The organism is Terrisporobacter vanillatitrophus (assembly GCF_051148895.1).
In the GTDB taxonomy this organism is placed as follows: domain Bacteria; phylum Bacillota; class Clostridia; order Peptostreptococcales; family Peptostreptococcaceae; genus Terrisporobacter; species Terrisporobacter vanillatitrophus.
In genome coordinates this window covers 2431330-2453141 of sequence record NZ_CP154625.1, presented here as the reverse complement: position 1 = coordinate 2453141, position 21812 = coordinate 2431330, and the positions used below count along the sequence as shown (strand labels likewise).

Here is a 21812-nt window from a genome sequence, read left to right as displayed (position 1 = left end):
CCAAGTCTATATTTTCTATTTTTATGATAAATTAATTTCAGTTTGTATGATATATATATCGTCTTTAATTGTTATAGGGGAAAGTTTTATTGAATTATACATATATATAAATAAATCAAGAATACTAATTGAAAATCTGAAGGTGTTCAATAGTATAGTTGGTAATGATAAATATGGTTTTATGCTTATTTGTAATGAAAAAGGAGATACTATTTATGCTAATAAAAAGAGTAAAGATTACTACTCCAATTTAGGATATAATGGAATGGAGAGTCTCAATTGGCTTTTTTATAAAATATCTGATGAGGTAGAAAATAGTAAATAAAAAAATACAGTATAGGAGGGATAATATGAAAAATAGACTTAATAGTAAATTCCAAACATATAGTAAAAAAATGAAATTTCTTATGGAATACTCTAATTATAGAGAAATAAACTCAAAAGCAGCTGAAATGTCATTCTATTTATTGTTATCTTTCTTTCCTTTTTTAATATTTACAATAAGTTTGGTGGTATATACACCAATAATTAAGATTAGCAAATATATATTTTTATTAAAGAAAATATTACCATTAAGTGCTTTTAATATAGTATCATCATTAATGCAATCCGCCATTGAAAATAGAAGTTTTAGTTTTTTAATACTAAGTTTTATGTTAGCAATGTATACCATGTCTAGGGCGGTATTATCACTGATTAGAGGTATGAATAGATCTTATAATATTAGGGAAACTAGACCGTATTTTGAGGTATTATTCATATCTTTAGTATTTGTAATAATGTTAGTTGTTTTGATTTTTACATCTATGATATTTTTAGTATTTGGTGAGAAATTAGGTTCATTTTTATTTAATTTAATTGGTTTGGATCAATATTTTATGTATATTTGGAACCTTTGTAGATACGTGGTGGGAATTATAACTGTAATTATTATTTTGATGAACTTATATAGATTTACTCCAAATAAAAAGCTGTCTTTTAAAGACGTATTGCCAGGAGCTATAGTGTCAACTTTATGTTGGTTAGTAGCATCATTTTGTTATTCATTTTACTCAAATAATTTTGCAAGATACGATATTATTTATGGAAGTTTAGGTGGAATTATCGTACTTATGACCTGGGTTTATTTAAGTAGTTGGACTATATTAATTGGTTGTGAAATAAATGCCAGACTATATAAAAGAAAAATAAGATAAATTTGTATCTCTTATTAGAATTTTTAATATATTATATAGATAAATAAATTAAAAATTATCTTGACATTTAGTAATAATTCTTATAATATTAATTTAATATAAATTTAGAGTTATAAAAGCGAAGAATAGGAAGAGTAAATCTAATTCGATTACCAGAGAGAAAAGCTCATAGGCTGTAAGGCTTTTCAAATTAGAGAGATTGAAAACTACCTAGGAGCTGTGATCTGAAGCAATCTAATTGATTTCAGTAAGATTAACCGTAAGCTGCGTTAAGGCATTAAGTGGATTTTAAATCAATTTAGGTGGAACCGCGGGAATATATCTCGTCCTTATTTATAAGGGCGAGTTTTTTAATTTAAAAAATACAAATTAATATTTAAAGGCGATGAATAGGAAAAGTAGATCTAATTCGATTATCAGAGAGAAAAGCTCATAGGCTGTAAGGCTTTTCAAATTAGAGGGATTGAAAACTACCTAGGAGCTGTGATCTGAAGCAATCTAATTGATTTTAGTAAGATTAACCGTAAGCTGCGTTAAAGTTTAAAGTGAGTTTTATTATGAATAAAGCTAAATTGGGTGGAACCGCGAGAGACTCGTCCCTTTATGAGGGATTGGTCTCTTTTTTTGATTGAGAAAAGTAAAATTTATTTTTGTAAAGTAAAAAGGAGGTTTTAACATGAAAATAGCTATACTTGGGTACGGAACAGTGGGAAAAGGTCTTGTACAAATGATTGAGGGAAATAAGAATAAAAGAAATATAGAAATATCAAGCATATTAGTAAGAGATAAAAATAAATATAAATCATCTAAATATGCAAATATAATAACTGAAAATATTGAGGATGTATTTAAAGAAAATATTGATATTTTAGTTGAATTAATGGGAGGTTTACATCCTTCATATGAATATATAAAAAGAGCATTAGGAAGTAAAATTAATGTAGTTACAGCTAATAAGGATATGCTAGCAGAATATGGGGATAAACTTGTAAAGCTAGCAAAAGAAAATAATGTAAGTCTTAAATTCGAGGCATCTGTTGGTGGTGGTATACCCGTTCTAAAACCTTTAACAGAGTCTTTAGAAGGTAATTCTATTGATAGTATGTATGCTATATTAAATGGGACAACAAACTTTATTTTAAGCAAAATGTACAATGAAGGTTTGTCTTATGATGAAGTCTTAAAAGAAGCTCAAGAATTAGGTTTTGCAGAAGCTAACCCAGAAGCAGATGTGGAAGGATATGATGCAGCTAGAAAATTGTCTATTTTATCAACTTTGGCTTACAATCGTAGAGTATATTGGAAAGACTTTTACTTAGAAGGTATATCAAAAATTGATATGAAGGATATTAACTATGCAAAAAAAATGGGATGTAAAATTAAGTTAGTTGGTCAAAGTAAGAAGAAAAATGAAAAAGTTAGTGGCTTTGTAAGACCCGTACTTGTTGATAACAATAACTTATTATCTCAAATAGATAATGAATATAATATCGTTGTATTTAATGGAGATTCTGTGGGAGAATTATCTTTCGTAGGTAAAGGGGCAGGAAAAGAACCTACAGGAAGTGCTGTTTATGCGGATGTTATAGATATTTTTGACAATAGAATTGCCAACATAGATCAATTTACAAAAGAGAAAATTGAAGTGGAAAAAACTATAAATAATAAGTGCCAAGTTTTATTAAGATTTAAATCTCCTAAAAAAGAAGAGATAATCTCTCTTATAAATGCTTGTATAGATGAATATGACGTAATTGATGACACTGATGAATTGGCAGTTATGGTTTATGCAGAATCTGAATATGAAATTAATAATATATTATGTTTAATTAAGGATAAAGGATATTGTAAAGAAAGTAGAAAAATATTAAAAATTAGTTAAAGTAAAATTGAATATTAGAAATACCTTCTATAACTAGGCTAAACAAGAGGATAAAAAAATAGAAGTGTTAGACTTTACTTTATATAATCAATATGGAAGAGCTGTTTTACAAATAATTTAAAATTAAATGTAACAGCTTTTTTTAAGCAAAAAAGTGTATCGCACTATTTTTAGCACGATATCACCTTTTTACTAAAATTTCTTTATTTCATTTTTATCAAATAATTTGTTGCTTATTAAGTCTATATAAGGCTTATTAACAATATATGATGCAGATAAATAGACTCTTCTTTTATCCTGTCTTTGCCAAAGTCTAAACTTAAGATTTTCTTCACTGTCGAAAAAGTTTTTATAGTAAAATTCAACTTTTTCTAATATTCTTGCTTCTTCTTCGTTTACTTTTACCTCAGCTAAAATTTCTTCGATTCTCTCATTATTTTTTTTATCAGAAAGGTAAGACAAACATAATTGAAACTGAAATTTATAGTCCACGTCTTTGTATTCCTCATAAATAGATTTTGCCATTTTATGAGCTTCTTTGTATATGTCGTCCATTTGATATTCTCCTTCCATGATAATTTAGTGTTATCAACCCTCTATATATATTATTAAATTGTAAATTGCAATATATATTTGTATAAAAAGAGGAAAATAATTATGTACAAAAAATATACTTTTAAGAATTACCTGAAGAAGAACTATCTAAATAATTAAGTTTAGACTTTAACCTATATGATGGACCTTTTATAGAAATAATATGAGAATGATGAAGCAACCTATCTAAAATAGCATTAGCTATAGCTGGAGATCCAAAGATTTCACTCCATTTTGAAAAATTAGAATTAGTAGTTATTATAGTACAATGTTTTTCATATCTTCTTGAAATTAGCTGAAAAAACAGATTGGCAGCATCAGTATCTATTGGCAAATATCCAATTTCATCAATAATTAAAACTTTGTATTTTGAAAAATGTTTAAGCCTAGCGTCTAATCTATTCTCAGCTAACGCCCTTTTAAGCTGTTGAATCAATTCTTGAAAAGGTATAAAATATGTAGAGTATCTATTTGTGGCACTTTTGATTCCAATGGAGGTAGCAAGATGTGTCTTGCCAACTCCGGATGTTCCTACAAATAATATATTTTCATTATTCTCTATGAATCTAAGCGTAGCTAAATCTAAAATTTCTTGTTTATTTACTGCTGGTTGAAATGTGAAATCAAAGTCTTCTAGAGTTTTAATAAATGGAAAGTTTGCAACTTTTACACAAGCTGTTTTAGCTCTTTCTTGTTTGGAGTTTATTTCTAGATTGCTTAATTCATAAAGTGCATCTACTAAACTTTTTTCATGACTATTAATCATTTCAATATACTTATCTAAATTAAGTTTTATATTATTTAGTGACAATTCTTCAAGATTATTAAGTAGTTTTACATAATTACTCATATTCTCCTCCATTAACATTAAGTAAATAATCTAGTTGGTTTAAATTATCCCTTGCAATATCATCAATGTCGTTAGAATTTTTTATATACGGAGATATTAATTATTTATAATGCTCTTCATTATAATTCATTTTTTTATTTGTTATGTCATGAATAGCTATTAAATCTGTGCTAAAATATATATGTAACTTGTTATCAATAACTTTCAAAGTTACAGTTTTATTTATATATTTGCTAGGGACGGAATACTTGCTATTCTTGTAATTTATCAGAGAATCTTTATGAACGTTGGCGGTCAACCTTTGGTTTATATATGATTCAATTATTGAATTACTAGGTAAAGGCTGTAAGTATTCCTTTTCTTTTTGAAATAAAAGTATAGGCGGTAGCCCTGTTGTCTGGTTTGCTGATTGATTTACTTTTTTATTTATATTTTTTAATATTTGAATTAAATCTTCTTCAGTTTCAAATTCATAATTATATGCAAGTAACCATTCAATAAACTTATTTGCTGACTCTACTTTTCCCTTCGTATAAGAATGGCGGGGCTTACAAAGGCTAATATTAAAACCAAAGTCTGAAGCGAATGCTTTCATTTTATTATTAATTTTTCTTTTATTACCCGTAATATCAACAACTGTACTCATATTATCAAATAAAATTTCTGAAGGGATACCTCCGGTAGCTTTAAATGATGATATTAGGCACTCAAATACATCTTGCTGAGTTTTTGTATTTCTATATTCAAAATGGCAGTATCTAGAATTTCCAAGTTTATAGTTAAATACATTTATTATAAATTCTTCATTATTTTTTGATACTAATTTTAAATCTTCTTTCCAATCTACTTGCGCTTGTTTTCCAGGTGGAGTTTCAAATCTAGGATGTCCTTTTATTTTTTTAGTTGGTTTTAAATTTTTTGATTTGATATATTTGATAAAATTTGAATAAGATCCAATGTCATAATTCTTGTCTAAAAAATATTCGTATACAGCCTTTGCTGTAATTCCTTTTATTGAAAGTTTTAATTTGATTTCTTCTAAGTATTGATCTAATTTGCTAGATTTATTTCTAGTTTGTGGTTTACCTTCATATCCATCATAGTATTTTTTCACTGTTCTTCTATCAATTCCATGCTCTCTGGCTAATTCAGAGTAATTTGGTTTAAAATTCATTGATTTAATTATATTAATTTGTCCTATTAAATTTAAAATCATGGCTATCCCTCCCGGGATAAGGATAGCAGAAATTTGTATAATTTTGTACATTTTTATATTCCATTTTATGTACATCTATATAGTATCATTTACATATTAAATAGAAATAATATTAATTACCTTAAATATAAATAAATGCAAGAATTGAGAAGTTTTTTTGAAATTAAAATATGAGTTATTTATAAAATATTTAGAAAATTCTAAAAAATATATTGACGTAGGTTTAACTCTAGTATATTATTACTAATAAGTTAAATAATTTGAAAGCTAAGAATAGGAGTAGTAAGAATTTTGAAGTTTACAGAGAGCCAAAGTTTGGTGGAATTTGGCAGCGGATTTTTCTGAACTTGTCTAGGAGCTGTTTACCAAAAGTAAACCGTAGATCTACGTTATAAGATAAATAATCCTTAGGATTATTGTAAAGGGAACTTATTTAAGTTAAATAGAGTGGTACCGCGAGAGTTAAACCTCGTCTCTAAATATAGAGACGAGGTTTTTTTATTTCTAGAAATATTTAAAAAACTTATAAAAAGTACAATTTCATATTGAATACAATGTGCAAAATTAAATTTGGAAAATAATTAAAAAATAGTGGAGTTTCATTTAAAAATAAGGAGGAGTTTTTTATGAATTTTGATTGCAAAAAATATAAAAAAATAAATTTTCAGCCGAAAAACTTTAAGAATAGACAATGGCCAGATAATGAAATAAATAAGGCACCAATTTGGTGTTCTGTGGATTTAAGAGATGGTAATCAATCATTACCAATTCCAATGAGCGTATCTGAAAAAATTGAAATGTTTAATATGTTAATTGAAGTTGGATTTAAAGAGATTGAAATAGGATTTCCTTCAGCTTCTAAGACAGAATACGATTTTTTGAGAAAATTAATAGATGAAGATTTAATCCCAAATGATGTAACAGTTCAAGTACTAACACAGTCAAGAGAACATTTAATTGTAAAAACTTTTGAAGCTTTAAAAGGATGTAAAAAAGCAATTGTTCATTTATATAATTCCACATCTACACTTCAAAGAGATGTGGTATTTAATAAAAGTAAGAGAGAGATTATAGATATAGCAATTGAAGGAGCAGAAATTTTTAATAGAGAAGCAAAAAAATATTCAGAGACTTCATTCCAATATGAATATTCACCAGAGAGTTTTACAGGAACTGAAATGGATTATGCCCTAGAAATTTGTGAAGCCGTTATGGATGTTTGGAAACCTACTCCAGAAAATAAAATGATTATAAACTTACCTTCCACAGTAGAAATGACAACGCCAAATCTTTATGCTGATCAAATTGAATGGTTTAGTAAAACTGTAAAAAATAGAGAATGTGTAATTATAAGTCTACATCCACACAATGATAGGGGGACTTCAGTGGCAGCTTGTGAGTTAGGACTTTTAGCTGGAGCTGATAGAATTGAAGGTACTTTATTTGGGAATGGTGAGAGAACGGGAAATTTAGATATTATAACAGCTGCCATGAATATGTATTCAAATGGTGTAGATCCTAAACTTAGTTTCAGTAATATTTCGGACATAACAGATATTTATAAAAAATGTACGAAGCTTGATGTTCACGTGAGACATCCTTATGCTGGAGACTTAGTATTCTGCGCTTTTTCTGGGTCTCATCAAGATGCCATAAGAAAAGGTATGAGAGCAAGAGAAGAAAGAAATGAATATGAATGGGAAGTACCTTACTTACCTATTGACCCTCATGATTTAGGAAGAGAATATACAGAAATTATAAGAATTAACTCTCAATCAGGCAAAGGTGGGGCAATATACATTATGGAAAATGAATTTGGGTTTAATATTCCTAAAAATATGCATAAGTATTTTGGTCGAGTGGTTAAGCAAGCATCAGATAAGAGAGGAAAAGAATTGTCACCTAAGGAAATTTACGATTTATTTAATGAGTGGTATATAGATATTGCTACACCATATAAACTTAAAAAATATAGAATTAACTCAGTAAACTCAGATGTGTATGATATTAAAAACTGTGCAGAAAACAATATATTAGAACTAGAAGCAATAATAAATTTTGAAGGTGAAGATTATGTAATTAAAGGTGAAGGTAATGGACCAATAGATGCATTCAATAATGCTTTAAGACAAAGAGAATTAAAAAATTATAGTTTTAAAAATTATCATGAGCATGCTCTAAGTGATGGCTCTCATGCTAAAGGTGTGGCTTATGTGGAAATAGAAGAGGATGGGGAGCCATACTTTGGCGTAGGAATTTCAGAGAATATAAACACAGCAGCTATAAATGCACTAATGAATGCAATTAATAAAAGTTACATGAAAATGATAATATAGGGGGATTGAAAATATGGGGATGACAATGACACAAAAAATATTAGCAGCACATGCTAATTTGAAAGAAGTTAAAAAAGGACAATTAATAGAAGCTAACTTAGACTTAGTTCTTGGAAATGATATAACAACTCCTGTTGCCATAAGAGAGTTTGATAAGTTAAATATAAATGAAGTTTTTGATAATAGTAAAGTGACTATAGTACTTGATCATTTTACACCAAACAAAGATATAAAAAGTGCTCAGCAATGTAAGGTAGCAAGAAATTTTGCTAATTGTAAAAATATAAAGAATTATTTTGATGTAGGAGACATGGGAATAGAACATTGTCTACTACCTGAGAAAGGATTAGTAACAGCAGGAGATGTGGTTATTGGAGCTGATTCACATACATGTACCTATGGTGCACTTGGAGCATTTTCTACTGGTATAGGTTCTACAGATATGGCAGCAGGTATGGCAACAGGAAAGTCATGGTTCAAAGTTCCAGGAGCTATAAAATTTATATTAAAAAATAAACCAAGCAAATGGATAAGTGGAAAAGATATTATCTTGCACATAATAGGTAAAATAGGAGTAGATGGAGCAAGATATATGTCTATGGAATTTGTGGGAGATGGCGTAAAATATTTAACTATGGATGATAGATTTACTATCTGTAATATGGCCATAGAAGCTGGTGCTAAAAATGGTATATTCCCAGTGGATGAATTTACTTTAGAATATATAAAATCACATCCCTGCGATACTATAGAAAAAAATACTCAAATTTTTAAAGCTGATGAAGATGCAGATTATGATAGTGTGATAGAAATAGATTTAAGTTCATTAAAACCAACAGTAGCCTTTCCTCATCTACCTGAAAATACAAAAACTACAGATGAAATTACACAAGATATAAAAATTGATCAAGTAGTAATAGGTTCTTGTACAAATGGTAGAATAAATGACTTAAAAATAGCGGCAGAAGTAATGAAAGGGAAAAAAGTATCAAAAGATGTGAGATGTATAGTGTTCCCTGGGACTCAAAGCATTTACTTAGACGCAATAGAAAAAGGCTATATATCTGAACTTGTTAAAGCAGGAGCAGCCATATCAACTCCAACTTGTGGTCCATGTCTTGGAGGTCATATGGGAATATTAGCAGAAGGTGAAAGAGCGGTATCAACTACAAACAGAAATTTTGTGGGAAGAATGGGTCATGTAGACTCTGAAATTTATTTAGCAAGTCCAGCAGTAGCAGCAGCATCTGCTATAAGTGGAAAAATATCATCGCCAGAGGAAATATGTGAAGAAACAGGGGAGGAAGTAATATGCTAGCAAGTGGAAAAGTTTTTAAGTATGGAGATAATATAGATACAGATGTAATAATACCAGCAAGATATTTAAATACACCTGATATGAAGGAGTTAGCATCACATTGTATGGAAGATATAGATAAAGATTTTGCTAAAAAAGTAAATGAAGGAGATATAATTGTTGCCAATAAGAACTTCGGATGTGGTTCTTCAAGAGAACACGCTCCAATTGCAATAAGAGAAAGTGGTGTATCTTGTGTTATAGCTTCTACATTTGCAAGAATTTTTTATAGAAATGCCATAAATATAGGACTTCCAATTTTAGAGTGCGAAGAAGCGGCAAATAAAATTGAAGAAGGAGATAAATTAGAAATAGATTTTAGAAGTGGAATTATAAAAAATATAAGCAAAAATGAAGAGTATAAAGCTGAACCTTTTCCAGAGTTTATGCAAAATATAATTTCAAATGGTGGATTAATTAAGTCCGTTGAAAAAAATAAAATGTAAATAAAAAAGTATAGATTAAGTAGATAGAAAAATGGGGGAAAACATAATGGACTATAAAATAGCAGTAATAAAAGGCGATGGTGTAGGGCCAGAAATTGTAGATGAAGGAATAAAAGTTTTAAATAAAATAGGTGAAAAATACAATCATAATTTCAAAATTACTGAAGTTTTAGGTGGAGGAGCTGCCATAGATAAAGTGGGTAATCCACTACCAAAAGAAACTTTAGACCAATGCAAAAAAAGCGATGCAGTATTGCTTGGAGCTGTGGGAGGACCTGCTTGGGATAATATTGATCCTTCTATAAGACCAGAAAAAGGACTTTTAGCTCTAAGATCAGGACTTAACTTATTTGTAAACTTAAGACCAGCAACTATGCACGAAAGCATAAAAGAATCATCACCTCTAAGAAGTGATATAGTAGATAAGGGAGTAGATTTTATTGTAGTTAGGGAACTTACTGGTGGTATTTACTTTGGAGAGAGAAAAACAGAAGTAATAGATAATATAGAAGTGGCTTATGATGTTGAAAAATATGATGAAAATGAAATAAGAAGAATAGGAAAAAAAGCTTTTGAAACTGCAAGAATTAGAAATAAAAAATTAACTTGTGTAGATAAAGCTAATGTTCTTGATAGTTCTAAACTTTGGAGAAAAATAATTAATGAGTTAAGTAAAGAATACGAAGATGTAGAACTTAACTTTATGTATGTAGATAATGCGGCAATGCAGTTAATAAAAGACCCTAGTCAATTTGACACAATAGTTACAAACAACATATTTGGAGATATTATTTCAGATGAAGCTTCGATTATAACGGGATCTATAGGAATGTTACCTTCAGCATCACTTAGAGATGATAAATTTGGTATGTACGAACCAATACATGGAAGTGCTCCAGATATTGCGCATAAAAATATGGCAAATCCAATAGCTACAATATTATCAGTAGCTATGATGCTTAGATACTCATTTTCTTTAGAAAAAGAAGCAAAAGAAATAGAAGATGCTGTTACAAAAGTACTTAATGAGGGATATAGAACTAGAGATATATATAATGGAAAAGGAAATGTTATAGGAACGAAAGAAATGGGAGATTTAATAACTAATAGAATATAAATAATTTAAAATAAAGCACCCTTGAACTTATTAATATTGAATAAGTGTGAAGGTGTTTTATTTGTATTTGATTATTTATAAAATAATAAATTATATTGCTACATTATTGTTGACATCTAGTGTGTAAATAGATAGGATTATTTTTATATAGAATAAAATAGGGGAATATTTGATTTATTGTACAGTTATCATGGGAGGAGTAAATATGGAAGTCTTAAAAAAATCTCAATTTAAAAATGTTGAAACTGAAAAAGCAGTAAAAATACAAGTGAGAGAAATATTAAATGATATAAAGCTTAATAAAGATATTGGAGTAAGAAAATATAATTTTCAATTCGATAAAAATCCAAGATTAAATTATAGAGTGACTAGAGATGAAATAGTAAAGGCATATAAACAAGTAGATATTAAATTTATTGAAGATATTAAAATCGCAGCAAAAAATATTGAAGAATTTGCAAAAGCGCAAAAAGAAAGTTTTGAAAATAACTTTGAAAGAGAAATTTATCCTGGAGTAATACTTGGTCAAAAACATATACCTATAGAATCAGCCTTAGCTTATGTGCCAGGAGGAGGATATCCTCTTTTTTCTACGGCATTAATGTTAATTATTCCAGCTAAAATTGCAGGAGTTAAAAGGGTTTGTGCTTGTTCACCAACTATGAGAAATAGTAAATATATCAATCCAAAAACTTTGGTTGCCATGGATATAGCAGGAGCAGATGAAATATATGCTGTGGGAGGAGTTCAAGCAATAGGAGCCTTTACATATGGAACAGAAATCATTAAGCCAGTAGATATCATTGTGGGACCAGGAAACAAATATGTAACAGAAGCTAAAAGACAATGCTATGGAAATGTGGGAATAGATTTTGTGGCAGGACCTAGCGAAGTTTTAATTATAGCAGATGAAACTGCAAATGCTGATTATATTGCAGCAGATGTTTTAGCACAATGTGAACATGATTATAGTGCTAGGGGTATTTTAATTACTACAGATAAAAAATTAGGAGAAAAAGTTTGTAAAAAAGTAGATGAAATTTTGAAAGATCTTCCTACAAGAGATATAGCAGCATCATCTTGGACAAACAATGGAGAAATAATATACGTAGATACTTTAGATGAAGCAGTTAAGCTAAGTAATAAATATGCACCAGAACATTTAGAAATAAGCTTAAGAAATGAAGACGAAATAATTGATAAATTAATAAATTATGGATCTTTATTTGTAGGAGGCTTATCAGCGGAAGTTTTTGGTGATTATGTTTCAGGAACAAATCATACGCTACCAACTCTTAGAGCATCTAGATATACAGGTGGAGTGTGGGTTGGAACATTTATAAAGACATGTACGACTCAAAGGTTAAGTCAAAAAGCAATAGATTTGTTAGCACCAGTAGCGTATGATTTAGCTGTTGAAGAAGGATTATATGCTCATGCAAATGCGGCTAAAGTAAGAATTAAATAATATATAAATCTAGGAGGAAGTATGAAAAGTTTATTATGGGAAGAAGCTGTTAGGTTTCATGGTCATGAATGTCCAGGATTAGCTATTGGGGTAAAAGCTTGTGAAGCAATAATAAGCAAAATGAATATAAAGCCAAAGAAAGATGAAATTATATGTATAACTGAAAATGATACTTGTCCATTGGATGGAATAAAGTATGTTTTTGGATGCGATTATGATAAAAAGAACTTGTTTTATAAAGAAAGTGAAGAATTAGCTTTTAATATTTTTAACGTTAATAATAATGATAGTTTAAGGATTATTTATAAAGGGAAAAATAACGCTGATTCAAAAGATGAGTATATAAAATATATTTTAAATGAAAATATAGACAAATTATTTGATTTTTCTGAAGTAAAATATAGCTTATAATTAAAAATCCTTTCGTTACAATGATATCATTGTAGAGAAAGGATTTTTTTTATTCGACTGATAATATAATTATAAAATTGTCTAGTCCAACAAAGAGGATAAGGGCTCTTCCCACCATGAAAATGACATGACAAAGTTTGAAGTTATTTCTTCTTTAACAGGTCTAATTTCAAATAGATAACTAAACCCAGGAGAAATAACCACGCCACCATTTTCATTGGAAATATGCATATTATAAGGAGGTATAATTAAGTTTTGACCATAAATACCATAAATTTTTTCAATATCATTACCGAAAAATATCTTGGCGGTAGGCATGCTTCCGCAGGAATTTGAATTCATTATAGTTGTATTAATTGAACTTTCTAGATTTCCAATGACATCTTCCACGCAGTAATATATTTTAGATATAACAGGGCTTGAGGATAAATTGGAAATTATAGAACTTTTAACATAAATATTTACATTTGATCTTTTAGGATTAGATAATAAAAAATAAGCACAATCAAAGGTGCTATTTCCACCACAATCCATTTCTTCACTAACTCCATTAAATAATGATAAGTTTTTAGTTTGAATATATCCATTTGAAATATCGCAAGAATAGTTAATTGTCGATGGTATTTCTGAGTTATTAATATTTTTCGGTGACTTAGATTTATTTATATATTGATTTTGACTTATTTTCATTTTCATCACTCCTATTACTATCTTAAAAGAGTATATGAATTAATATAAAAAACTATGAATATTTATAAATGATGACGTTTTGCAATATTTATTGTATACAAATAATTAAAAAAATATTGAAATTGTATATAAAATGGTGTACTATAAATATGTAGTGTACACTATATGTTGCAAATATAACACACTAAATAAACTATTTATCGAAAAATAACATATTTAATATACATTATATTAATGTTGATTTTATATTTCTTTAGAAAGCTAAAGAAAAAAGAGATGAAAATAAATATATAGAGTACCCTAAATAATTATAAATGATATGTGGGAGGAATAAACTTGAAAATAAGAGTAGGAATTAACGGTTTTGGTAGAATAGGTAGAAATGTGCTTAGAATAGTAGAAGAAATGCCAAAAGATAGCTTTGAAATAGTGGCTATAAATGCAAGAGCAGAAGCAGACACTTTAGCACATTTATTTAAATATGATTCTTGTTATGGAATATTTAAAGGTGAAGTAGAAGTTAAAGATGAAGAAACAATGCTTATAAACAACAATGAGATAAAAATACTTAGATATGGTGACCCAAGTCAAATTCCATGGAATGAATTAGGAGTAGACTTAGTAATAGAATCTACAGGTAAGTTTGTAAAAAAAGAAGATTGCATGAAACATATTGAAGCTGGAGCAAAAAAAGTTATAATAACTGCACCTGGAAAAAATGAAGACAAGACTATTGTTATGGGTGTAAATGAAAATGAATATGATGAAAATATTCATAATATAATATCAAATGCCTCTTGTACAACTAACTGTTTAGCACCATTTGCAAAAGTGTTAGACCAAGAATTTGGAATAGAAGAAGGACTAATGACTACTATACATGCCTACACAAATGACCAAAGAATTTTAGACAAAACACATAAGGATTTAAGAAGAGCACGAGCTGCTGGAGAATCAATGATACCTACGACAACGGGGGCTGCAAAAGCAGTTGCTAAAGTTTTACCACAATTAGAAGGAAAATTAAATGGATTTGCTGTAAGAGTTCCAACACCAACTGTTTCACTTGTAGACTTAGTTTGTGTATTAAAGAAAGATGCTACTGTTGAAGAAATAAATGCAGCATTTAAAAAAGCATCAGAAAATGAAATGAAGGGAATTCTAGGATATAGTGAAGAGCCATTAGTTTCAATAGATTATAGAGGAGATGCACGTTCATCAATAGTAGATGGATTATCAACTATGGCAATGGGAAGTAGAATGTTTAAAGTTGTTTCGTGGTATGATAATGAGTGGGGATACTCTTCAAGAACAGTGGACTTAGTTAATTTTGTTGCTAATAAAATGAAAGCTTTAGAGGCTAATATTTAAAAATTAAATAAGTTATAAAAGACATCTGTATATAGATGTCTTTTTTTATGAAAAATTGGAAATAAAAAAATCCTTACTTTAACCGATCAAGTAAGGATTCTAAAATATATTTTAAAAAGGGGTTTTTAGGGAATATATTTTATTTGGGGAGTAATCAGTTATTGGGGAAATAACTGCTTATTTATAATAGCAAAGTTCGACAAATGTTGCAAGCTTTTTTTAAAAAAATTTTAAAGAATTTTCTTAGTAAGAATTTTTATAGAAAATAATTATTATAAAATATGGACCTTATGATCATACTTATTAAGGTAGGTATTCATTTTTAAATAAGTAAAAAGTTTCATATATAATAAATAGAGTTGTTATATTACATTTATTATGTTATCCTAATAATAGAGAAGGAAATAATGACGCGGAGTGGAGCAGTTGGCAGCTCGTTGGGCTCATAACCCAAAGGTCATAGGTTCAAGTCCTATCTCCGCAACCAATATATAAATATAAAACTCTTATATCTTTTGGTATAAGAGTTTTTTTATGGAGGAAATAATGACTAACAATAAAAAAATGGACACCACACTTAAGTATAATAAGACATCAAAGATGAATAAAAACTTCATGTATCAAGATTTAAAAAGAAGTAATTGTTACAATTGTGATTTTTCAAAATCAAACTTTAATTTTACAAGTTTAAGAGGGGCTCATTTTAAGTCTTGTAACTTTTACGGATGTACATTTAAGTCTGCTGAGTTTGTAGGAAGTAATTTAAAAGGCAGTAGATTTACAAAAGCTAAGTTTGAAGACACTTTATTTGAAGGTGCTAAACTAGAAAGTGTTGATTTTACTGGAGCAACTTTTAAAAATGTTATATTTGTAAACACAGACTTAAGTAAAGCTTCAAATCTTAACTATAAAGAAGATGAAGTAAGAATATATAATGAAATGCCAGAAATAGAAATAAGTGATAACCTAAAAAATGCCATAGAAAAAGCTATGGAAAATAATTATGTAAAGAAATCAAGAACACTAGATACAAAAGATGGAGATATTAATGCTATAAGTATAATGATACTTTTAGAAAGATTTAGAGAAAAAAGACTTATAGAAGGTTTAGGAATTTTAAGTGAAAAAGTTGATAAAGATTTCTGTACTTTAAGTTATATAATAAAATGTTTACAAAGTTATAAGGATAAAGGAATCTTATAAACTTGTGTAAATTAAAAATAGCCTTAGGTTAGGGAGTGTAGATAGGTTTGTGTAAAAACAAACTTACCTACACTTTTTTAGTATTTAAAATTGGTAAGTTTGGAATAATATTCATATTAAAATTTATGGAGGTTTGTAAAATGAAAGATATAATTATTCCAGATATTGATTATCAAGCAGAGGTGAAAAAATGTAAGACAATGGAAGACATCGTTGGAAAAAATGGATTGATGCAAAAACTATTCAAGGATGTAATGCAACAACTTTTAGAGGCTGAAATGGAAGAACATCTAGGTAGAGAGAAATATGAAAGATCTGATAATAATGATACAAATTATCGAAATGGATATAGTTCAAAGACAATAAGTAGTAGTTTTGGTGATATTGGATTAGATGTTCCAAGAGATAGAAAATCAGAATTTGAACCGAAGGTTGTTAAGAAATATGAAACAGTATGTAATGAATTAGATAAAAAGATAATAGGTCTTTATGCTTGTGGAATGAGTGTGAGAGATATTCAATCTGAAATGGAAGAGCTATATGGTATAGATGTATCACCTTCAATGATTTCTAAGATAACAGATAAGGTTGTTGAGGCTGCCGCCGAATGGCAAAGTAGAACACTTGATGAAATTTATCCTATAGTATATATGGATGCTATGCATTTTAAAGTAAGAGATGATAATAAAATAGTATCTAAAGCTGCATACATTTGTATGGCCTTAGATATGAAAGGAAAAAAAGATATATTAGGTATTTGGATAGGTGAATCTGAAGGGGCAAAGTTCTGGCTATCAGTATGTAATGATTTAAAAAATAGAGGTTTAAATGATATATTAATAGCTTGCATGGATGGTTTAAAAGGCCTTCCAGAAGCAATAAAAACTGTATATCCAGATGTGAATATACAAACTTGCATAGTACATCAAATTAGAAATTCATTAAAATATATAGCATCAAAAGATCAAAAGGAATTTATGAAAGATTTAAAGAATGTGTATAGAGCATTCAATGAAGAAACTGCGCTTGCAAATTTAGATATTTTAAAAGATAAATGGTATAACAAGTATTCAGTTGTAATAGATTCTTGGTATAATAATTGGCCTAATTTAGCAACGTTTTTCGATTTTTCTGAAGATATTAGAAGAATCATATATACTACAAACTCACTAGAAGGTTTTAATAGACAGCTAAGAAAATATACAAAGGTTAGAACTGTATTTCCTACAGATGAGTCACTAAGAAAATCTCTGTATCTTTCTACTATGAAAATCATAGAAAAATGGACATCTCCAAATCAAAATTGGGCTACCACTTTAGCGCAGCTAACAATTAGATTTGAAGATAGAATTCCTAAAAAATATACAATCTAAAATTTTTTTGAAAATGGTAAATTTAGTGTATATTGTCCTAAATTAGACACATAATAAAAATGTATAAAATACCATTATTAGTATTCCAATCAAATAAAAAAATATTACTGGAATAAGTAATTTCCAGTAATATCAATTAATAAATAAGTCTATTTACACAAATCTATAGACATTCTCTTAGGTTATGAAACATCTAAGGTTATTTTTATATATATCAGTTATTAAGTTTTATAATTTCATTGCCAATAGTTACGCTTTCTATTTCGTTTACGTCTAGTATTTTAAAAAAATTACCGCTAACATGAGATTTTAACAAAGAAGAACCTCCACCTCCTGATCTAAAGATACATTCTCTACCTGTCAGATTTGACATATCCCCATTATGAACAGTACCATCTTTCATAGTTATAGCAGTTATAATAAAATTATCATATTGATCCCCTAAAAGATTAACATAAATTGATATGGGAGATACACTTATTGACGTAATAAGTGATTTATAATTATTCTCTTTTACAAAATGATTAACCTTAAAAGTTTTTGACGTATTGTTATATTTTAAATCCCAAGATAAATTCCATTTTCCTTTAATTAGATTAATGAATTTTTTATCTTTTTCTGAATAATATCCAAAATCATAAAAAAATAAAGAGATTTTATTATTAGTTAAGTTACCTTGTGAATGATAGTCAATTATATAACTTTTCTTATTGTCACTATAGTTACAATCATTTAAGTCTTCAAAACTCCATCCACCACCATTGAACTTATGAAGGTCAATATTAGTAGTGTTAAAATATGCATTTTCAGGAATTTTAATACCTTTTGGAGCAATAACATCAAGAATAATATAAATAGCATGGTCATCACCTAAAGTTTGTCTAACAGTTAAATCTAACCCGTTATTTGACACAGTTTTATTTACATTTACTGTAGCACTATCAAGTCGGGTATCATTTTTATTTATAGATAATAAGTTTAAAAAAATATTATCCAAATCAGATTCAAAATATTCACTAGCCATGGCAATTGTACCAATCATAAAAGTAGCTACTAAAATACTCACTATTAATTTTTTCTTGCTAATTTTTTTATTTTCTTGAGAAGAAATTTTTTCCATAGTCATATTTAAAATTTTTAATTTCTCCTCTTTATTAAGAGGAGTTTCTTTGTCTAAAAGATTGTCATCATTTTTTTTATTAAATATTTCATGTATTTTATTCATAAATAATTCCTCCTTCAATTAGGGACTTTTTTAGTTTTTCTTTATTTCTAAAAAGAGAATTTTCTACTTTTTTAGATGATAAATTTAATTTAATACCAATATCTTTTACTCTTTTAAAATAGAAATATCTAAGTATAAAAATAGATTTATCAGGTTCATCCATATTATCAATAGTATTATGAATAATTTTGTTGTTTAGTTCTTGAGCTATTTTATCCTCCATATTAATATTTACTCCTAGAGAATCTTCTTCTATGGGTAAAATCAAATTCTCGCATTTTAAACTTCTTCTTTTATCCAATGCTGTATTTCTTGCAATAGCGTAGATATAACTTTTTAATGACGTGTTTTTCTCGTCTTTAAATTTATCTATGTTTTTCCAAAGTTTAAAAAAAGTATCAGAAATAGATTCTTCTATATCTTCCGTTTTACAGTCAGAAAGTATATTTTTACAAATAGTTTTTACTGCGCCACCATAAGTATCTAAAGCAATGCTTAGACCCTCTTCAGGTGATTTTATTAAGGAAGTGATTATTCTTTTATCGTTAAATTTATTCATATATTTACTCCTGTATATTAATTGCTTTTCACTTATCAATACGTAGAAAAATTTGTTTTCACTCACTTTTTCATTATAAATTTAAAATAAGTTAAATAGATATATTTTTTATTTACTTTTAAAATAAAGTACATAAAATAAAAACCACCTTATTTATAAAAAGGTGGTTGAATAGAATATGAATATTAGTCATATAATTCTATTACAATTTTTAATAAATGCATATCTTTACTAGGTGTGGTTAATGCATCCAATAGATTTTTAACATAAGAATAGTCACCGATTTTTAAATTATTACGATTTATATAGGAAATCATTTTATCGTAAGTAGATTCTATGTTATTGTAAGAGCCTTTGTGATATGCAACTAAATATTTACCAGATTTTTTTATAAATAACCTACAAGAAGGTATTTCTGTTTCACAATTAAATAAAAAGTTTTCTGGTATAAAATTATAACTATCATTTATTTTTTCTATACTTATTAAAGTTGATAAGGAATAATTTAAGCTATAATTATTTATAAATTGATTAAAATTATTTTTGACCATGAAGAATAAGTTTTTATCTGTATCATTTTTTAAAGACTTACTTAGAAATAATCTTTCTTCTTCTTCATATTCAATTTTTATTTCTTCACTATTTATGCAAGATGCATAATCAATTTTTTCGATTCTTGACTTCAGCATATTTTGTAGTTTCTTAATTCTATTTATTTCATCATCTAGTTCATCAATTCTATTTTCAAATAAACTTTTTACTTTTTCGGGTGTTCTATTATTTAGAAATAAATTAATTTCATTTAAAGACATATTCATTTCCTTCATAACAGAAATAAAATAAAATAGATTTAATTGATCGTAGGTATACATTCTGTAGCCATTATCATTACAGTAATTAGGCTTTAATAATCCAATATCATTGTAATGATACAATGTATGTTTTGTAACATTACAAAGTTTAGCAAACTCTCCTGTAGTTAGTTTTCTTAAATTCATTTTCATTTTTTTATCTCCTATTGACTGTTGGGTTACCCTATACTATATTATAGCAATATGATAAACAATATGTAATAATTATATACATGAGATCAAAGGAGTAATATTATGAGTAATAAAAGTATTGATTTAGGAAAAGGAAGCATTGGAAAATTACTTTTTACATTGGCTATACCAACTATAATAGGTCAATTAGTAAACCTATTATATAACATCATTGATAGAATATTTATAGGTAAGATGAATAATGGAGATTTAGCCATGGCGGGTGTTGGTGTTGCTATGCCAATAATACTATTAGTATCGGCTTTTGCCATGCTGTTTGCAGCTGGAGGTGCTCCATTAACTGCTATAGAAATGGGTAAACAAGATAATGAAAAAGCAGAGGAAATAATGAATAATTGTTTTTCTATGCTTATATATGGAGGTATTATTTTAACAATAGTATTCTTTTTGTTCAAAGAACCTATACTTTGGGCTTTTGGAGCTAGTAATGCTACTATAGAATATGGTTTAGATTACTTATCTATATATTTAATTGGTACTATATTTGTACAGATATCTTTGGGAATGAATTTATTTATAAATACTCAAGGATTTACTAAAATAGGTATGCTTACTGTTATTATAGGAGCTGCAATAAATATTATTCTTGACCCCATATTAATATTTAAATTTAATATGGGAGTTAAAGGAGCTGCTTTAGCAACTATAATAGCCCAAGGAGTATCTGCTATTTTTGTATTAAAATTTCTATTTGGCAAAAAAAGTATTCTTAAAATTAGAAAAAGATATTTAAAGCTTAACAAAAAATTAGTGCTTTCAGCAGTAGCTTTGGGTGTGGCACCATTTATAATGCAAGCTACAGAGTCTTTAGTATTAGTTAGTTTAAATAACCAACTATTAAAATATGGTGGAGACTTAGCTGTAGGTGCTATGACAATAATGAGTAGTATTATGCAAGTGATAATGATGCCTTTAATGGGACTTACTCAAGGAGCGCAGCCTATCATTAGCTATAACTTTGGGGCTAAGGAAATAGACAGAGTTAAAAAGACATTTAAATTATTATTTATAATATGTGTAGCATATTCTGCATTGATGGTATCATTAATAATGATATTCCCAGAATTCTTCGTAAGCATATTCAATAATAAACCAGAGCTTGTTGAGATAACATCATGGGCAATGAGAATATATTTTGTAGGTATGTGTTTATTTGGGGCTCAAATAGCTTGTCAACAAACTTTCTTAGCCTTAGGCCAAGCAAAAACATCATTGATTATTGCCATGCTTAGAAAAATTGTATTGCTTGTTCCACTAATATTTATTTTACCTATGTTTTTTGAAGACGATTTAACTGCTGTTTTATTAGCAGAGCCAATAGCAGATATTATAGCTATAATAAGTACTATAGTAATATTTGGAGTATTCTATAAGAAAACTTTTAATAATATACATGAAAAAACAATAAAGCAATAAATAATTAAACTAATAAAAAGAATGATGATAAAATTAAC

Annotated in this window: 19 protein-coding genes, 1 tRNA gene, 1 pseudogene and 3 other annotated features; of the genes and pseudogenes, 14 read left to right on the top strand and 7 right to left on the bottom strand. The window is 27.9% G+C overall.

Annotation, left to right across the window (positions count from 1 at the left end; genetic code table 11):
• Positions 1-46 precede the first annotated feature (46 nt).
• From TVTCOM_RS12245 to TVTCOM_RS12235, 3 genes are all read left to right on the top strand, one after another.
• The gene (locus TVTCOM_RS12245) at positions 47-325 is read left to right on the top strand and encodes a hypothetical protein (RefSeq protein WP_434796558.1); all 279 of its coding nucleotides are present in this window, start codon (positions 47-49) and stop codon (positions 323-325) included.
• A gap of 25 nt (positions 326-350) precedes the next feature.
• Positions 351-1196, top strand: coding sequence for a YihY/virulence factor BrkB family protein (locus TVTCOM_RS12240; RefSeq protein WP_434796557.1), 846 nt, complete (start codon positions 351-353; stop codon positions 1194-1196).
• A 112-nt stretch (positions 1197-1308) separates the two neighbouring features.
• Positions 1309-1530: a binding site (T-box leader), on the top strand.
• 42 nt (positions 1531-1572) lie between these two features.
• Positions 1573-1800: a binding site (T-box leader), on the top strand.
• 72 nt (positions 1801-1872) lie between these two features.
• Positions 1873-3078 carry a homoserine dehydrogenase gene (locus TVTCOM_RS12235; protein ID WP_434796556.1) on the top strand — a complete coding sequence of 402 codons (1206 nt, stop codon included), beginning with the start codon at positions 1873-1875 and terminating at the stop codon, positions 3076-3078.
• A gap of 192 nt (positions 3079-3270) precedes the next feature.
• On the opposite strand, the gene TVTCOM_RS12230 is transcribed toward TVTCOM_RS12235, so the two are convergent.
• From TVTCOM_RS12230 to istA, 3 genes and pseudogenes are all read right to left on the bottom strand, one after another.
• Complete coding sequence (locus tag TVTCOM_RS12230; RefSeq protein WP_434796555.1) at positions 3271-3633, bottom strand: hypothetical protein; 363 nt, start codon at positions 3631-3633, stop codon at positions 3271-3273.
• A gap of 121 nt (positions 3634-3754) precedes the next feature.
• Entirely contained in the window at positions 3755-4522 is a 768-nt protein-coding gene (gene istB / locus TVTCOM_RS12225; protein ID WP_316719004.1) for an IS21-like element helper ATPase IstB, read from the bottom strand.
• Positions 4515-5735 (bottom strand): annotated as a pseudogene (istA, locus tag TVTCOM_RS12220) (IS21 family transposase). The gene istB and the pseudogene istA overlap by 8 nt, the downstream one beginning before the upstream one ends.
• A 263-nt stretch (positions 5736-5998) precedes the next feature.
• Positions 5999-6218, top strand: a binding site (T-box leader).
• 146 nt (positions 6219-6364) lie between these two features.
• Between istA and leuA the strand changes: the two are divergent.
• The 6 genes from leuA to TVTCOM_RS12190 all read left to right on the top strand — a co-directional run bounded on the left by leuA (position 6365) and on the right by TVTCOM_RS12190 (position 12873).
• Positions 6365-8074 (top strand): 2-isopropylmalate synthase, encoded by a 1710-nt coding sequence (gene leuA, locus TVTCOM_RS12215; protein WP_434796554.1) that lies wholly within the window; start codon positions 6365-6367, stop codon positions 8072-8074.
• 13 nt (positions 8075-8087) lie between these two features.
• On the top strand, positions 8088-9392 hold the full coding sequence (gene leuC, locus TVTCOM_RS12210; protein WP_434796553.1) for a 3-isopropylmalate dehydratase large subunit: 1305 nt from the start codon (positions 8088-8090) through the stop codon (positions 9390-9392).
• Entirely contained in the window at positions 9386-9877 is a 492-nt protein-coding gene (gene leuD / locus TVTCOM_RS12205; protein ID WP_434796552.1) for a 3-isopropylmalate dehydratase small subunit, read from the top strand. The genes leuC and leuD overlap by 7 nt, the downstream gene beginning before the upstream one ends.
• A 46-nt stretch (positions 9878-9923) precedes the next feature.
• Positions 9924-10994, top strand: coding sequence for a 3-isopropylmalate dehydrogenase (gene leuB, locus TVTCOM_RS12200; RefSeq protein ID WP_434796551.1), 1071 nt, complete (start codon positions 9924-9926; stop codon positions 10992-10994).
• A gap of 205 nt (positions 10995-11199) precedes the next feature.
• On the top strand, positions 11200-12462 hold the full coding sequence (hisD, locus tag TVTCOM_RS12195; protein WP_434796550.1) for a histidinol dehydrogenase: 1263 nt from the start codon (positions 11200-11202) through the stop codon (positions 12460-12462).
• Between the two features lie 21 nt (positions 12463-12483).
• Entirely contained in the window at positions 12484-12873 is a 390-nt protein-coding gene (locus tag TVTCOM_RS12190; protein WP_434796549.1) for an FmdE family protein, read from the top strand.
• An 81-nt stretch (positions 12874-12954) separates the two neighbouring features.
• Here the strand turns inward: TVTCOM_RS12190 and TVTCOM_RS12185 are convergent, their stop codons facing one another.
• Entirely contained in the window at positions 12955-13563 is a 609-nt protein-coding gene (locus TVTCOM_RS12185) for a DUF6143 family protein (RefSeq protein WP_434796548.1), read from the bottom strand.
• Positions 13564-13899: 336 nt separating this feature from the next.
• Between TVTCOM_RS12185 and gap the strand changes: the two genes are divergently transcribed.
• The 4 genes from gap (at position 13900) to TVTCOM_RS12165 (ending at position 17510) form a co-directional block, all read left to right on the top strand.
• Entirely contained in the window at positions 13900-14934 is a 1035-nt protein-coding gene (gene gap, locus TVTCOM_RS12180; protein WP_434796547.1) for a type I glyceraldehyde-3-phosphate dehydrogenase, read from the top strand.
• Between the two features lie 411 nt (positions 14935-15345).
• Positions 15346-15421 (top strand) — tRNA-Met (locus tag TVTCOM_RS12175).
• 59 nt (positions 15422-15480) lie between these two features.
• Positions 15481-16137, top strand: a complete 657-nt coding sequence (locus TVTCOM_RS12170) for a pentapeptide repeat-containing protein (protein WP_434796546.1) — start codon at positions 15481-15483, stop codon at positions 16135-16137.
• Positions 16138-16277: 140 nt separating this feature from the next.
• On the top strand, positions 16278-17510 hold the full coding sequence (locus tag TVTCOM_RS12165) for an IS256 family transposase (protein ID WP_434796184.1): 1233 nt from the start codon (positions 16278-16280) through the stop codon (positions 17508-17510).
• Positions 17511-17724: 214 nt separating this feature from the next.
• Here TVTCOM_RS12165 and TVTCOM_RS12160 read toward each other — a convergent pair whose 3' ends face one another.
• The 3 genes from TVTCOM_RS12160 to TVTCOM_RS12150 form a co-directional block, all read right to left on the bottom strand.
• On the bottom strand, positions 17725-18735 hold the full coding sequence (locus TVTCOM_RS12160; RefSeq protein ID WP_434796545.1) for a DUF4179 domain-containing protein: 1011 nt from the start codon (positions 18733-18735) through the stop codon (positions 17725-17727).
• Positions 18728-19294, bottom strand: a complete 567-nt coding sequence (locus TVTCOM_RS12155) for an RNA polymerase sigma factor (RefSeq protein WP_434796544.1) — start codon at positions 19292-19294, stop codon at positions 18728-18730. Before TVTCOM_RS12155 ends, TVTCOM_RS12160 begins: the two co-directional genes overlap by 8 nt.
• Before the next feature lie 185 nt (positions 19295-19479).
• Positions 19480-20298 (bottom strand): MerR family transcriptional regulator, encoded by an 819-nt coding sequence (locus TVTCOM_RS12150; protein WP_434796543.1) that lies wholly within the window; start codon positions 20296-20298, stop codon positions 19480-19482.
• Positions 20299-20400: 102 nt separating this feature from the next.
• Between TVTCOM_RS12150 and TVTCOM_RS12145 the strand changes: the two genes are divergently transcribed.
• Positions 20401-21774 carry an MATE family efflux transporter gene (locus TVTCOM_RS12145; protein ID WP_434796542.1) on the top strand — a complete coding sequence of 458 codons (1374 nt, stop codon included), beginning with the start codon at positions 20401-20403 and terminating at the stop codon, positions 21772-21774.
• Positions 21775-21812: the final 38 nt, after the last annotated feature.

Bases quoted from the DNA above. Each gene is read 5' to 3' on its own strand.
- TVTCOM_RS12230 (WP_434796555.1), bottom strand. From the start codon at position 3,633: ATGGACGACATATACAAAGAAGCTCATAAAATGGCAAAATCTATTTAT.
- TVTCOM_RS12235 (WP_434796556.1), top strand. From the start codon at position 1,873: ATGAAAATAGCTATACTTGGGTACGGAACAGTGGGAAAAGGTCTTGTA.
- TVTCOM_RS12155 (WP_434796544.1), bottom strand. From the start codon at position 19,294: ATGAATAAATTTAACGATAAAAGAATAATCACTTCCTTAATAAAATCA.
- leuC (WP_434796553.1), top strand. From the start codon at position 8,088: ATGGGGATGACAATGACACAAAAAATATTAGCAGCACATGCTAATTTG.
- istB (WP_316719004.1), bottom strand. From the start codon at position 4,522: ATGAGTAATTATGTAAAACTACTTAATAATCTTGAAGAATTGTCACTA.
- TVTCOM_RS12170 (WP_434796546.1), top strand. From the start codon at position 15,481: ATGACTAACAATAAAAAAATGGACACCACACTTAAGTATAATAAGACA.
- TVTCOM_RS12245 (WP_434796558.1), top strand. From the start codon at position 47: ATGATATATATATCGTCTTTAATTGTTATAGGGGAAAGTTTTATTGAA.
- leuB (WP_434796551.1), top strand. From the start codon at position 9,924: ATGGACTATAAAATAGCAGTAATAAAAGGCGATGGTGTAGGGCCAGAA.
- TVTCOM_RS12240 (WP_434796557.1), top strand. From the start codon at position 351: ATGAAAAATAGACTTAATAGTAAATTCCAAACATATAGTAAAAAAATG.
- TVTCOM_RS12145 (WP_434796542.1), top strand. From the start codon at position 20,401: ATGAGTAATAAAAGTATTGATTTAGGAAAAGGAAGCATTGGAAAATTA.
- TVTCOM_RS12165 (WP_434796184.1), top strand. From the start codon at position 16,278: ATGAAAGATATAATTATTCCAGATATTGATTATCAAGCAGAGGTGAAA.
- leuD (WP_434796552.1), top strand. From the start codon at position 9,386: ATGCTAGCAAGTGGAAAAGTTTTTAAGTATGGAGATAATATAGATACA.
- TVTCOM_RS12190 (WP_434796549.1), top strand. From the start codon at position 12,484: ATGAAAAGTTTATTATGGGAAGAAGCTGTTAGGTTTCATGGTCATGAA.
- TVTCOM_RS12160 (WP_434796545.1), bottom strand. From the start codon at position 18,735: ATGAATAAAATACATGAAATATTTAATAAAAAAAATGATGACAATCTT.
- leuA (WP_434796554.1), top strand. From the start codon at position 6,365: ATGAATTTTGATTGCAAAAAATATAAAAAAATAAATTTTCAGCCGAAA.
- TVTCOM_RS12150 (WP_434796543.1), bottom strand. From the start codon at position 20,298: ATGAAAATGAATTTAAGAAAACTAACTACAGGAGAGTTTGCTAAACTT.
- TVTCOM_RS12185 (WP_434796548.1), bottom strand. From the start codon at position 13,563: ATGAAAATAAGTCAAAATCAATATATAAATAAATCTAAGTCACCGAAA.
- hisD (WP_434796550.1), top strand. From the start codon at position 11,200: ATGGAAGTCTTAAAAAAATCTCAATTTAAAAATGTTGAAACTGAAAAA.